Here is a 12865-nt window from a genome sequence, read left to right on the forward strand (position 1 = left end):
GGGGGCGGGTCCCGCCCGCCGGGGTCGGGAAAAGCCCGAAACGGCCGGCGTCCGGATACGTGGCGGCCGGTTCGATCAAGGACCGCGGTGGCCGGGCCCGGGGCCCGGCCACCACGAAATCAGCCGCAGTGCTCGAATTCGCTGGCGTACGACTGGCCGCCTGCCGTGCCGCCCCACTTGACGCACTTGTCCGCAGCCGTCGCGGTGACCGGGCCCGCGAAGTACGCGAACGATCCCGAGTCGGTGATCCGCGAAGCACCCTGGACCTCCAGGTAGGCCGAAGTCGCCGTGGCCGCCCCCGCGGACGTGCTCTTCATCGTGCTGACGCAGTTCTTGCCGTTGGAAGCGTTGTACGACAGGTAAACCGTGCCCGCCGTGCCCAGCGGCGCCGAGTCGATCACGCTGTAGCCGCCACCGCAGGCGGGCGCGCCGAGTGCTGCCTCCGTCACCGTGGCGTAGCGGATCGTGTCGTTCGCGTGGAACTCCGGGCCCGCCTCGAACAGCACGCCCACCGACGACTGGGACAGCTGCACCATGTCCGAGTACGCCGCGTCCTGGCCCCACACCAGCAGGCTGCCCGCCGTGCCGGTCCAGTTTGCGCCCTCGTCGAACGACGAATGCACCCGCAGCTCCTTGCGACGGTCGCAAGTGGACGGTGCCGCGAACACGACGCGGTTGTACTTGCCGCCGGTGTCGGTGGCGCTCATCCGGGCCGTCGAGCCCTGGACCGTCGGGGCGACGAGGTCGGTCGCGAAGGTGAACTTCGTGCTGAACGACGCGCCGCCGTCGGAGCTGATCGCGAACGCGCGGTTGCGCGTGCCGCCCTCCAGGCACTTGTTGTCGTCGTTGGCCTGGTTGCGCGCCGCCGCGTAGACGCGGCCGTCGAGCAGCTCGGTGACGCTGATCTCCTGCGGGTTGATCGCCGTCGTCGGCGAGTCGGTCGCGCCGCGGTGCCACGTCGCGCCCTTGTCGTCGCTGTAGACCAGCGCGCCGGTGTTCTTGCCGCCGATCGTCCAGCTCACCCCGGCGACCAGGCGGCCGGCGTGCGCGCCGCGGGTCAGCACGATCCCGTGCGACGGCCCGGTCGCCAGCCAGCCCGGCGCGCTCGCGAAGCCCAGTTCCGTGGTCAGCACACGCGGCGCGCCCCACGTCCTGCCGTTGTCGTCGCTGATGGACACGCGCGGCACGCGGCCGCAGGAGGGGTTGGTGTAGCACTGCATCGTCGACAGCAGCGCGATCCGGTTGCTGCCCGGGATGACGATCGGCGCCGGGTTGCCCTTCGTGTCACCGTTCGCCTTGATGACGGTCTCCAGCGCACCCCACGTCTTGCCGCCGTCGGTGGAGCGCTTCATGACGAGGTCGATTTCGCCGAGGTCGTTGCAGAAACTGGCGCCGCCGTTGCGGCCTTCGGCGAAGGCGAGCAGGTCGCCGTTGTTCGCCTTGACGACGGTGGGAATGCGGTAACAGTCGTGACCTTCTGTGTTCTTGTTGAACACCAGCGTGCTGGACACGTCGGCCTGGGCCGCCGCGGAACCGACGGCCGCCGGGACGGCGACGGCTGCGCACCCCAGCAGCCCGGCCAGCAGGCCCTGGGCGAGTCGGGTGATCTTCACGGTGAAAGCTCCCTACGGGTCGTTCTACGTCCTACGTCTCGGCCGTAGCGTCGACGCGGCCCGTACAAGACCCGTACAACTTCGCGTATAACGACCTATACGTGTCCGCAAGGAAAACTTCAGGTGAACGCGGCCAGGGTGCCGAACCCGGTCGCCAGCACGACCAGCGTGGACAGCAGGCCCAGGAGCAGTGCCCGGCCGCCGCCGCGCAGCAGCGAGCCGAGCCGGACGGCGCAGCCGAGCCCGAACAGCGCGCCCGCGAGCAGCAGCGTCGAGGCGGTCTTCGCGACGTCGAGCGCGAACGCGGGGACGAGCCCGGTGCTGCGGACGGCGACCATGGCCAGGAACCCGAGGACGAACAGGGGGACAAGCGGCGCGTGCCCGGCGCGGCGGGTGCGTTCGGTGGCGCCGACGAGCGCGACCACCGGCGCGAGCAGCACGACCCGGCTCAGCTTCACCACGACGGCGATCCCGACGGCGGCGGCACCGGCGGGCCCGGCCGCCGCGACGACCTGCGCGACCTCGTGCACCGAGATCCCCGCCCAGCTGCCCGTCCGCGTCGCGTCCAGGCCGAGCGCGCGGGCGAGCAGCGGGAGGACGGCCAGTGACAGGCTGCCGTAGCAGGTGACGAGGGCGACGGCGGTCGCGACGTCTTCGTCGTCCCGCTCGACCACGCCCTCCACCGCGGCGATCGCCGAGGCGCCGCAGATCGAAAAGCCGGTGGCGACCAGCAGGGCGAGACTGCGCGGCACGCGGATCAGCCGGGCGAGGCCGAGCGTGCCGAGGAAGGTGACCGCGACCGTCACGACCACGGCGGCGAGCGTGCCGGGCCCGAGCGCCAGCACCGCCGGCACGGCCAGCTGCAGCCCGAGCAGTACGACACCAGCGCGCAGCAGTCGTTTCGTGACGCCCGCGACAGCCCGGCGTTGCTCTTCGGTCAGGACCGGGGTGCTCCCGGTGACGACGCCCAGCACCACCGCGACGGTGAGTGCGCCCAGGACCGGCCACGCCGAACTCAGCGCGTACGCCGCGGCGACTCCCAGCCCGGTGATCGCGAGACCGGACGTGCGAGCAGTCATCAGTGCCATGAGGACAGCGTCGCCCGGACTCCGGCTGTGCGGTAGCCGCCGGTTGCGGAGGAGGTCATAGACTTCGGGTATGACCGGACCGGATCTCGACTCGCTGCGGCTGCTGGTGCTCGTCGACGACCTCGGCAGCATCGGCCAGGCGGCCGGGGCGCTCGGCATCGCCCAGCCGTCGGCGAGCAAGCGGCTGTCCACTTTGGAGCGCCAGCTGGGACTGTCCCTCGTGGACCGCACCCGCCGTGGGTCGGCACTGACCCCGGACGGCCGGGTGATCGCGGGCTGGGCCCACCGCGTCCTGACCGAAGTGGACGGACTGCGCACGGGCGCGGAGGCCCTGCGCACCCAGCGCGGCGCACAGCTGCGGGTGGCGGCGAGCATGACGCTGGCGGAGCACTTCGTGCCGGCGTGGATCGGCGAGATCAAGCGCACCGGACCCGACACCTACGTCGGGCTCGAGGTGGTGAACTCCGAGCAGGTCGCCGACCTGGTGGCCCGCGGCCGCGTGGACCTCGGGTTCGTCGAGTCGCCGGGCCCCTGGCCGGGCCTGGCGACGCGGCGCGTGGCGGCGGACCGGCTGGTGGTCGTGGTCCCGGCGGGCCACGCGTGGGCGCGCCGCCGCCGCCCGCTGACCGCGGCGGAGCTGGCCGCGACGCCGCTGGTGGTCCGCGAGCCAGGCTCGGGCACCAGGGAGACGGTCGAGTCAGCGCTGCGCCGGGCGGGAGCGGGCCCGGTGAAGCCGTTGCTGGAGCTGGGCTCGGCCTCGGCGGTCCGCAACGCGGTGATCGCCGGAGCGGGCCCGGCGGTGATCAGCGAGCTGGACGTGGTCCGCGAAGTCGCGGGACGGCGGTTGGTCCCGGTCACGGTGACGGGGGTGGAGCTGGGCCGCGTCCTGCGCGCGGTCTGGCCGGCGGGCCGCCGCCTGGCAGGGGCGGCGGCGGACCTGCTGACGCTGGCGGTGAAGTCCGGCCAGTCCTGAAGTCCTGGCCCGGCCTGCTGCGCCCGGGTCCCGAAGTCCGTGAATGGCACATTCACGGACTCTATGTCCCTCAATGTGCCATTCACGGAAGTGCGTGGGGATGGTTGCGGGCCTGTGGGGCTGCGCGGGTCCCTTCACGGGGCCGGTTGCAGGCCCGTGAGGCTCGCGGCTTCCGGTCCGGTCAGCTGGGCGGTCAGGATCCGGCAGGCCGCGGCGAGGAGGGGGCCGTGGTCGGCTGCCCGCGTTGCCAGGACCACCTGGCATGGCTCGACACCCCGCAGCGGCACCGTCGTCACGTCCGGGCGGAGGCGGCTGTACCGCGCGCCCGCCGGGACGATCGCCACCAGCTGGCCGGCCGCGATCAGCTCGAACTTCTCGTCGTAGCTGCCGACCAGGGGGCCGTCCGGGGCGCGGGTGCCGTCCGGGCGGGGGTCGATGCGCCAGAACGCGTTCCATTCCGGGTCGTCGAGGCGGGGGAGGGGCTCGTCCGCGATGTCGTCGAGCGTGACCCACTCGCGGCCCGCCAGGCGGTGGTCGGCCGGCACCACCAGCACCCGCTCTTCGTCGTACAGCACCCGCACGCGCAGCTTGCCGGTCCGCAACGGCAGGCGGGCCACCGCCACGTCCACCCGGTGATCCAGCAGGGCCGCGCGGACCTCGGTCCAGCCGAGGTGCCGGGTCAGCACCTCCGCCTCCGGGTGACGGCGGCGCAGCTCGCGCACTGCCGGCGTGACGTACAGGTTGGTCAGGTACCCGATCGTGATCCGGCTCGGTGCCGCCGCCGCGCGGGTGCTCGCCGCCGCCTGCTCGGCCGAGTGCAGCAGCTCGCGGGCGCGGGGCAGGAACACCTCGCCTGCCTCGGTCAGCCGGGTGCCCTGGGGCGTGCGGTCGAGAAGGCGCGCCCCGAGCTGGCCCTCCAGGCGGCGGATCTGCCTGCTCAGCGACGGCTGGGTCGTGTGCAGGGCCGCCGCGGCGCGCCCGAAGTGGCGGTGCTCGGCGACCGCTGTGAAGTACCGGACCAGCCGCAGGTCGAGGTCGGACATGCACCCAGCCTAACTGCGGTGATGCCTGGAGCGTATTGCGCGATGCGGATCAGGCTTTGGACGCGCGCGCCGCCGCGGCCCAACGATGGAAGCACAGTCACCACCATCCTCACGAGGAGCAGAAATGCGTGTGTTCGTCACCGGCGCGACGGGGTTCGTCGGGAGCGCCGTCGTCCGGGAACTGCTGGACGCCGGGCACGACGTCCTCGGTCTCGCCCGCTCGGACGCCAAGGCCGCGGCGCTCGCGGCCACCGGCGCCGAGGTCCGCCGCGGCACCCTGACCGACCTGGACGGCCTGCGCGCCGCGGCCGCCGAGGCCGACGCCGTCGTCCACACCGCCTACGTCCACGACGACTTCGCCGACATCGCCGCCGCCGCGGCGACCGACCGCACGGCGATCGCCGCCTTCGGCGATGCCCTCGAAGGCTCCGGGAAGGCTCTGGTCGTCACGGCGGCGACCGGGCCGGTGGCGCCGGGCAGGCTGGCCACCGAAGAGGACGCGGCCGATCCGGCGTTCCCGCGATCCGCCTCGGAGGACGCCGCGCTCGCGCTGACCGCGCGGGGCGTGCGTGCCTCGGTGCTGCGGCTGCCGCACTCGGTGCACGGCGAGGGCGACCGGCACGGGTTCGTTCCCGCGCTGATCCGGCTCGCGCGCGAGAAGGGCGTTTCGGGCTACCCCGGGGACGGCTCCGGACGCTGGGCCGCGGTCCACCGCTTCGACGCGGCCCGCGTGTACCGCCTGGCCGTGGAGGCGGCGCCCGAAGGCGCCCGGCTGCACGCGGTCGGCGACGAAGGCGTGCCGCTGAAGGTGATCGCCGAGGTCATCGGGCGGCAGCTCGGCGTCCCGGTGCAGCCGGTGTCCGACGTCGAGGGCCACTTCGGCTGGCTCGCGCACTTCACCGGCCCGGACGCGCCCGCGTCGAGCGTGCTGACGCAGAAGCGGCTCGGCTGGGTCCCCGAACGGCCGGGGCTGGTCGCCGACCTCGAAGCCGGGCACTACTTCACGGACTGACCGGCCGGGGCGGGAACCGGAACGGGTCACCAGGGGCGGTCGACCGCGCCGGTCGCGAGCGTGTAGGTGATGTAGCCGCCTTGGAAGTCGCTGCGGTACACCCCGTTCGTCACGTACTCGTCCGTTCTCGGATAGCGGAGGTAGGACCGTTCCCACCCCAGCGCCGCCCACCGCTTGCGGATCTCGCCCTTGACCGCGTGCGCGCCCGTGGCGGTCGTGTAGTAGATCGAGTGGCCGAGGCTGAAGTGGTTGTAGCGGCCGATGCCGTCGGGGGTGCCGAGTTCGTCGGTCGTGGGGTAGCCGAGGCCGCGTTCGTAGCCGAGCGCGGCCCACTTCTTGCGGATTTCGCCGTAGATCGCGTGCGCACCGGTCGCGGTCGTGTAGTAGATCGACCCGACGTTGCCGTTGTTGACGAAGTGGTTGTACTGCCCCGCGCCGTCCGGCGTGCCGAGCTCGTCGGTCGTGGGGTAGCCGAGGCCGCGTTCGTAGTCCAGCGCGGCCCACTTCTTGCGGATTTCGCCGTAGATCGCGTGCGCACCGGTCGCGGCCGTGTAGTAGATCGACCCGACGTTGCCGTTGTTGACGAAGTGGTTGTACTGCCCCGCGCCGTCCGGCGTGGCCGTGGTGTCGGTCGTCGGCGGGCCGAGCTTCGCGTGCCCGCCGAACGCGAGGTACTTGGCCAGCACCGGGCCGATGACGTACCGGGTGCCGCCGGTGGCGCTCCAGTACAGCCTGCCGTTCGCGTAGGTCCGGTAGTGGACCGGGCCGTCGGTGACCTCGGCCGCCGTCGGCGCCCCGAGCTTCGCCCGCAGCGCCGGGTCGGCGTCGTAGCGCTGGTCGATCGGGGTCGCGTAGTTGGCGGTCAGCGTCAGGTCGCCTGCGCCGACGGTGACGATCCACGTCGTCTCCGCCGGTCCGCCCTGCCAGCCGGTGAACTTCGAGACGCCGTCGGTGCCCAGCGGCGCGGCCACGACGTCGAAGGTGGCGCCTTCGGTCACCAGCGCCGTGCTTACGCCGCCCTCGACGGGGATGCTCAACGCGGCAGGCTGCGTACTGAGCAGGGTGATCCGGTGCCGACGCGGCATCGCCGTGTACGTCTTCGACGTCGAGACGCCCGCGCTGTCGGTGACGGTCGCGGTGAAGTCCATCCGGGAGTCCGGGTGCTCGGTGAACGGCAGTGAGAAGCTCGCCCCGGTCCCGCCGATGCCGGGATGCGCGTGGCACGTCGCCTCGCTCGGGCAGTGCCGGACGGCGGAGGTCCACGTGATCGGCAGGGAACCGTCCTCGGCGTCCGTCGCGGCCGCGCCGAGGGTGACCGGCTGGTTCACCGCGAAGGTCGTGGTGTCGCCCGGCGTGGTCAGCGTGAGCTGCGGGGTGTGGTTGCCGGGCGCGACCGTGATGGTGGTCGTGCCGGTGGCGCCCAGCGGGTCCCGGACGGTCAGCGTCGCGGTGAACGACTCGGTGCCCGCCGCGTAGGTGTGGCTCACCTGGGGGCCCGCGTTGGCGGCGGTGGCGGTGCCGTCGCCGAAGGCCCAGTCGTAGGTGAGCGGGTCGTTGTCGTAGTCGACCGACGCGGAGCCGTCGAAGGAAACCGTCCGGGTGGCCGGGTCGGTGGCCGACGACGCGTTCGCCACCGGAGCCGTGTTGCCCGCCGAATAGCTCAGCCGGCGCAGCTTCCCTGACAGGATGTCCGCGTAGACGATGTCGCCGTTGGCCGCCGCCGCAAACCTCACCGGGCCGCCGATGTCGGTGAAGACGGGCGGACTTTCCGGGCCTCGCGTGAGCCTGCCCTGGTCGTCGTACGTCATCGTCCAGATCTTGTGCGTCACGTAGTCGCCGAAGAAGTAGGCCCCGCGGTAGGCGGCCGGGTAGCTGGATCCGTTGTAGACGATCCCGCCGGTGACGCTGTTGCCCTGCATGGGGCCACTGCCGTGCTGGTACTCGAAGATCGGCGGCTGGTTCGCCACCCCGGCGCACTCCGCGAGCCCGCTGTAGCCCGGTGTCGGGTGGGTGCCCTCCCAGCACGGCCAGCCCTGGTTGGCCCCGCGCTGGACGACGTCGACCTCTTCCCAGGAGTTCCAGCCGACGTCGCCGGCGACCGGCAGGCCGAGGTTCGGGTCGATGCCGAACCGGAACGGGTTGCGGAACCCGCGCGCGAACACCTTGCTCGCGGTCGAGCCCGGGTTCGCCGCGTCGTAGTACGGGTTGGCCGGGACGCCCGTGCCGTCGGCGGCCAGGTGGAAGATCTTGCCGTAGGGCTGGTTGACGTCCTGGGCCCGGAACGCGCCCGTGTCCACCTTGGTGAAGTCGGCGGCGTCGCCGATCGACAGCCACAGCGTCCCGTCCGCGGCGGCGGCGACGGTGTCGATGCCGTGGACGTTGTGGAAGCCCGGCACCTCGAACAGCGGCAGCTCGCCGGTCAGCCCGGACGGCGTGCCCGCCGCGTCCACGGTGACGGTGAACCGGGACAACCGCATGACGAAGCCGCTGGTCGTGTCGACCGACCGCGTCAGGTAGATCGTGTGCGAGGTCGCGTAGTCCGGGGCCACGGCGATCCCGGTCAGGCCGAGGTCGCTGACCGTGCGGGTCGGCAGCGCCGCGATCGTCCGGCCGGTCCCGGTCTCCGGGACCCAGCGAACCCGGCCGTCCTTGCCGGTGGCGAGGACGGAACCCCCGGGCAGGGGCGCGAAGTCGGTCAGCTGGTACTGGCCGAGGCCCGTGTCGGTCTCCCGCAGCACGAAGCCGGGCGGCAGCGCTGCCGCGCCGGCCCCCGGGGCCACGACGGGCAGCACGAGCCCGGCCAGTACGGCGGTCGTCAGCGCGGTGCGGAGTGCGCGAACTCTTCCGAGAGCCATGGCGGTCCCCTTTCCCGGTAGCTCCCCAGTCGCTCGAAGGGCGATGTCGGTTTCACCCGATCGGGCACCTTGACGCATCCGTGACCAGGCATCTTGCGGTCGATCGACCGGCGATATATCGTCGAAGTGTCGGCGATACGGCAATCCGAGGAGGAATCATGGAGATGAGTGCCGGGCCAGGTCGGATCTTCGCCGGGTTCGGGGGCCACCCCGGCCACCCGCACCCCGGTCACCCGCACCCGCAGCACGGCATCCCGGGCCACGAGGACTGGGACGGCGGCCCCGAGCTGGCCCGCGGCGGGCCGCCGGGCGGGTTCCCGCCGCATCCACCCCATCCGCCGCAGCCCCCCGGCTTCCCGGGGTTCCCCGGCGGCCCGGGGTCGTTCGGCGGGCCCGGCGGCTGGTTCGGCGGCGCCGGGCCGTTCCAGCGCGTGCGGGACTTCCGCGGCGGCCGCCCGGCGGCACGTCCGGTGCGCCCGGCCGTGCTGGCGTTGCTGGCCGAGGAGCCGATGCACGGCTACCAGCTGATGCAGGAAATCCGCCGCCGCACCCACGACCGGTGGCGGCCCAGCCCCGGCTCGGTCTACCCGATCCTGCAGCAGCTGGAGGACGAGGGCCTGGTCCACACGGTCGAGTCCGGCGGGCGCCGCGTCGCCGAGCTGACCGACGCGGGCCGCGAGCACGTCGCCGGCCGCGAAGCGGAGTTCGCCGCGCTCTGGGAGGAACCCGAGGAAGAGCCCGGCGCCGACCGCTTCGCCGCCCTGTGGCACGCGCTCGGGGAACTGTCCGGCGCGGCAGCCCAGGTCGGCTACAGCGGGACCGAGGCACAGGTCGCCGAGGTGAAGAAGATCCTCGCCGACGCACGCCGGCGCGTCTACGCGGTGCTCGCCGACGCCGGGCTGGAGGACGAGGACGCCTGACCCGCGGCGGGCCGTCCACATCGGACGGTCCGCCGCCGGTGCCCGGTAGGGTCGGGCCGCATGGAGGAAACGGACTTCGCCGCGCACCTGACCGACCTCATGACGGGCAGTGCGCTCACCATGCTGATCGGGATCGGCCACCGCACCGGACTGCTCGAAGCGGCCGCGGCAGGTCCGGCCACCAGCGAGGGCCTCGCCGCGCGGGCCGGGCTGGAGGAGCGGTACGTGCGCGAGTGGCTCGGCGCGATGGTCACCGGCGGGATCTTCACCTACGACGGCCGGGAGTACGCCTTCCCGCCCGGCCACGCGAAGTACCTGCTCGGCGAGACGGCGGCGAACCTCATGCCGTCACTGCTGACCCTGAGCGCGTTCACCGGCATCCTGCCCGACCTGGAACGCGCGTTCGCCGAGGGCGGCGGTGTCCCGCGCTCGGCGTACGGGCCCTACCTGGAAAGCCTCGGCGCCAAGACCGGCGACAGCTGGAAGCACATCTACCGCGAGCACCTGGTGGACGGCTTCTTCGGCGCGGTCCCGGGCCTGAAGGAGCGGCTGACGGCCGGGGTGCGCGTGCTCGACCTCGGCTGCGGCACCGGCAACGCGATCGCGGTCGCCGCCCGCGCGTTCCCCGCGTCCCGCTTCACCGGCCTGGACATCAATCCGCGCGTCGTCGAGCAGGCACGGGAAACCGGGCTGCCGAACGCCGAGTTCCTCGTCGGGGACGCCGCCGAGCTGACCGCCGACCCGCCGTACGACGTGATCACCGCGTTCGACGCCGTCCACGACCAGGACCGCCCGGACGTCGTGCTGCGCCGGATCCGCGGCGCCCTCGCCCCGGACGGCCTGTTCTTCATGGTGGACACCAACTTCTCCAGCCACGTCGAGAAGAACATCGGCAACCCGCTGGCCCCGCTCTGCTATGCCATCAGCCTGATGTACTGCACGACGACGTCGCTGGCCGAGGGCGGCGCCGCGCTGGGAGCCATGTGGGGCACGGAAAAGGCCACGGAAATGCTCGCGGACGCGGGGTTCCGGCACGTCGAGGTGCTGGATTCCCCGCGTCCGCAGAACTGCATCTACGTCTGCCGTCCCTGACTCACTGCTGGTACGGCGCCGCCGCGGCCTTGGCGGCGGTGACGAACGCGCCCTTGTTCTTCGGCCAGAACGTGCTGTCCATGCAGGTGTACCGCGGCAGGAAACCACCACAGGTGCCGCTGGAGCCGCCGACCTCGAACGTCACGCTCGCGACGCCGAGCACGCCGTAGGTGAAGTCGTCGGTGGTGCCGGTCGTGTCGTAGCCGACGGTTTCGGTGTTCGTGCCCACGAGGTAGCCGTTGGACGCGGCGTACTTCGCGCCGAGCCTGCGGTACTGCGCGTCGTTCGGCGAGGTGGCCTGGGTGAAGCCCCACGGGATGATGATGTCGTTGCCGTAGCTGTGCAGCGTGATCATCGTGCCCTTGGCCGTCGACGGCGCGGGGTCGGTGTCGGCGGTGCCGCGCTGGTCCGGGAAGATCGCGCGGGCCAGCTTCTCCAGCGCCTGCACCTCGGGCTCGGAACCGGCGCTCGTGCCCTGGTAGGTCTCCGAGCAGGGGGAGTTCGAGTCGCCGCCCCACTTGAACGTCGAGTTGCGGTTGAGGTCGACGCCGATGTTGGTGCCGCTGCAGCCACCGCGGGAGTTGTTGGCGTTCTTGCGCTGCAGCTTCGGCGAGTTGCCGCCGGAGGCGACGATGTCGACGCCGTCGGGGTTGGCGATCGGCACCACCCACACCTCGGTGGTGTCCAGAATGGACTTCGCGGTCGCGTCGGTGGCGTACCCGTCGGCGAGGTAGTCGATCCAGCGCCAGGCCAGCTCGCCGGTGGACAGCTCGCGGGCGTGGATCTGGGCCATCAGGAAGAACTTCGGCTTCGGCGACGTCGTCGACAGCGTGCAGTCGCCTGCCTGCTTCTTCGTCAGGCAGATGGCCTGGATGTCGTGGCCGCCCTGGCCCTGCAGCTTCTTCCACGACTGGCCGATCGTGTACTTCGTGGCCAGGTCCGGGTGCGCCGAGGCGACCTGCGCGAGATGGTTCTCGTGCGCGGTGACGGTGTGGTAGCCGCCGTAGTAGGTGTCGGCCGCCAGCCGGTTCGTCTCCGCGGGCAGCGGCTTGTAGACGGTGTCGAAGAACGACGGCCGGTAGCCCAGCGCCCGCAGCTTCGCCGCGACGGCCTGGCCGCCGACGACGTTGACGCTGCCCGCGTCCCCCTCCTCGACGTCGAATCCCAGCTCGCCCAGTGCCTGCGCCTGGGCCGCGGTGGCCGGGACGCGCCAGAACACCGGCGTGTCCGCCGCCTGCGCGCCGGCGGTGCCGCCGAGCAGGGTGGTGAGCAGGGCACCGGTCGCCGCGAGGGCGAGCCGGGACAGGGACCTTGACGCCATCGGGGGATCTCCTCACGCCGCACGGATGGACGCCCGGCACGGACCGCGAGCCCACGGTCACCGTACCGGCACGCACAGTGTGTCGGCCGGGAACAAACCCGCCATACCCCCGAAAGTCGGGAACGCCGGAGGGCGGCCCCGTAGCATGGGCTTCGCGGACCACCGAGGGGGCGAAGTGATCGAACCGCTCTACGTCGACGAAGCACGACTGGACGGCTATTACTCGCAGCTGGTGACCAAGCCCAAGGTGCGGCGCGTGCCGACCTACACGATCAGCGCCGGGATCAGCCCGTCGGTCGGGCTCCAGGGAGCGGTGACGCAGATTCCCGCCGGCCTCGCCGAGAAGCTGGAGACGGTCTGCGCACACCTGGGCGGCCAGGAGATCCTCGGCCTGGCACGGCCGAGCATCGACGACTCCTGGGACAACGCGCTGCCCGATCCCAGCCTGCCCGATGCCGACTGGCGGGAGCTGCGCCGGACCTTCCGCCGGGAGACCTGCGAAGTCCGGTCGGTGCTGCTGCCACCGCCCGCGGACGGCTCGCGGGAAAGCGGGACGGCGCTGTGGGTTTCGGACCGGCCGCTCGAGCAGGTGATCAGCGCCGGTCGTCGCCGGAAGATCGGCGCCCTCTACCTGATTCCCGAATTCCCGCACTCGGACGGGCCTGCCCACTACGTTTCCGGTGTCTCGCTGCTCCAGATGCTCTACTCGCTCGATCTGGACCGGATCGCGTCGGGGCTGCGGGAAATGCGCGGCGACGGCGCCGCGCGTCCGTTCGGGCTGCGCGAACTGGTCCGGTCCGGGCGGCTGGGTCCGCCGAAGATGGTCGACGTCCTCTACCGGATCCGCGGTTCGTACCTGGATCGCCACGACGGCTTCCGCGTCACGACGATCGCCTACCCGATCGTCATGCTCCGGGCCTGAGCCGGCAGGGCGCCGCTCCCGGCGGG

The 12865-nt window shown here is 72.3% G+C and carries 10 protein-coding genes; 5 read left to right on the plus strand and 5 right to left on the minus strand.

Translation table 11 applies throughout. The features are described 5' to 3' along the window. Window positions 1–119: 119 nt before the first annotated feature. Complete coding sequence (locus ABJI51_RS12365; protein ID WP_348950263.1) at window positions 120–1613, minus strand: sialidase family protein; 1494 nt, start codon at window positions 1611–1613, stop codon at window positions 120–122. Window positions 1614–1732: 119 nt separating this feature from the next. Further along, the gene (locus tag ABJI51_RS12370; RefSeq protein WP_348950265.1) at window positions 1733–2701 is read right to left on the minus strand and encodes a YeiH family protein; all 969 of its coding nucleotides are present in this window, start codon (window positions 2699–2701) and stop codon (window positions 1733–1735) included. Between the two features lie 70 nt (window positions 2702–2771). Between ABJI51_RS12370 and ABJI51_RS12375 the strand changes: the two genes are divergently transcribed. Beyond that, on the plus strand, window positions 2772–3674 hold the full coding sequence (locus tag ABJI51_RS12375) for a LysR family transcriptional regulator (RefSeq protein WP_348950267.1): 903 nt from the start codon (window positions 2772–2774) through the stop codon (window positions 3672–3674). Window positions 3675–3808: 134 nt separating this feature from the next. Here the strand turns inward: ABJI51_RS12375 and ABJI51_RS12380 are convergent, their stop codons facing one another. Further along, a complete protein-coding gene (locus ABJI51_RS12380; RefSeq protein ID WP_348950269.1) occupies window positions 3809–4717 on the minus strand; it encodes a LysR family transcriptional regulator in 909 nt (302 codons plus the stop codon). 124 nt (window positions 4718–4841) lie between these two features. Here ABJI51_RS12380 and ABJI51_RS12385 point away from each other — a divergent pair, with 124 nt between their 5' ends. Further along, complete coding sequence (locus tag ABJI51_RS12385; RefSeq protein WP_348950270.1) at window positions 4842–5729, plus strand: SDR family oxidoreductase; 888 nt, start codon at window positions 4842–4844, stop codon at window positions 5727–5729. A gap of 26 nt (window positions 5730–5755) precedes the next feature. Here the strand turns inward: ABJI51_RS12385 and ABJI51_RS12390 are convergent, their stop codons facing one another. Continuing rightward, a complete protein-coding gene (locus ABJI51_RS12390) occupies window positions 5756–8584 on the minus strand; it encodes a PQQ-dependent sugar dehydrogenase (protein ID WP_348950272.1) in 2829 nt (942 codons plus the stop codon). A 158-nt stretch (window positions 8585–8742) separates the two neighbouring features. On the opposite strand from ABJI51_RS12390, the gene ABJI51_RS12395 reads away from it, so the two are divergent. Both ABJI51_RS12395 and ABJI51_RS12400 read left to right on the plus strand, forming a co-directional pair. Then, window positions 8743–9504, plus strand: coding sequence for a PadR family transcriptional regulator (locus ABJI51_RS12395; protein ID WP_348950273.1), 762 nt, complete (start codon window positions 8743–8745; stop codon window positions 9502–9504). Window positions 9505–9564: 60 nt separating this feature from the next. Further along, entirely contained in the window at window positions 9565–10596 is a 1032-nt protein-coding gene (locus ABJI51_RS12400) for a class I SAM-dependent methyltransferase (RefSeq protein ID WP_348950275.1), read from the plus strand. A gap of 1 nt (window position 10597) precedes the next feature. On the opposite strand, the gene ABJI51_RS12405 is transcribed toward ABJI51_RS12400, so the two are convergent. Further along, window positions 10598–11917 carry a M14 family zinc carboxypeptidase gene (locus ABJI51_RS12405; protein ID WP_348950276.1) on the minus strand — a complete coding sequence of 440 codons (1320 nt, stop codon included), beginning with the start codon at window positions 11915–11917 and terminating at the stop codon, window positions 10598–10600. Between the two features lie 175 nt (window positions 11918–12092). Between ABJI51_RS12405 and ABJI51_RS12410 the strand changes: the two genes are divergently transcribed. Continuing rightward, the gene (locus ABJI51_RS12410; RefSeq protein ID WP_348950278.1) at window positions 12093–12839 is read left to right on the plus strand and encodes a hypothetical protein; all 747 of its coding nucleotides are present in this window, start codon (window positions 12093–12095) and stop codon (window positions 12837–12839) included. Window positions 12840–12865 lie beyond the last annotated feature (26 nt).

This window comes from Amycolatopsis melonis (assembly GCF_040064235.1).
Lineage (GTDB): Bacteria > Actinomycetota > Actinomycetes > Mycobacteriales > Pseudonocardiaceae > Amycolatopsis > Amycolatopsis melonis.

Excerpts from the sequence above, each read along its gene's own strand:
- ABJI51_RS12370 (WP_348950265.1), bottom strand. The coding sequence starts at position 2,701 with ATGGCACTGATGACTGCTCGCACGTCCGGTCTCGCGATCACCGGGCTG.
- ABJI51_RS12400 (WP_348950275.1), top strand. The coding sequence starts at position 9,565 with ATGGAGGAAACGGACTTCGCCGCGCACCTGACCGACCTCATGACGGGC.
- ABJI51_RS12405 (WP_348950276.1), bottom strand. The coding sequence starts at position 11,917 with ATGGCGTCAAGGTCCCTGTCCCGGCTCGCCCTCGCGGCGACCGGTGCC.
- ABJI51_RS12375 (WP_348950267.1), top strand. The coding sequence starts at position 2,772 with ATGACCGGACCGGATCTCGACTCGCTGCGGCTGCTGGTGCTCGTCGAC.
- ABJI51_RS12380 (WP_348950269.1), bottom strand. The coding sequence starts at position 4,717 with ATGTCCGACCTCGACCTGCGGCTGGTCCGGTACTTCACAGCGGTCGCC.
- ABJI51_RS12390 (WP_348950272.1), bottom strand. The coding sequence starts at position 8,584 with ATGGCTCTCGGAAGAGTTCGCGCACTCCGCACCGCGCTGACGACCGCC.
- ABJI51_RS12385 (WP_348950270.1), top strand. The coding sequence starts at position 4,842 with ATGCGTGTGTTCGTCACCGGCGCGACGGGGTTCGTCGGGAGCGCCGTC.
- ABJI51_RS12395 (WP_348950273.1), top strand. The coding sequence starts at position 8,743 with ATGGAGATGAGTGCCGGGCCAGGTCGGATCTTCGCCGGGTTCGGGGGC.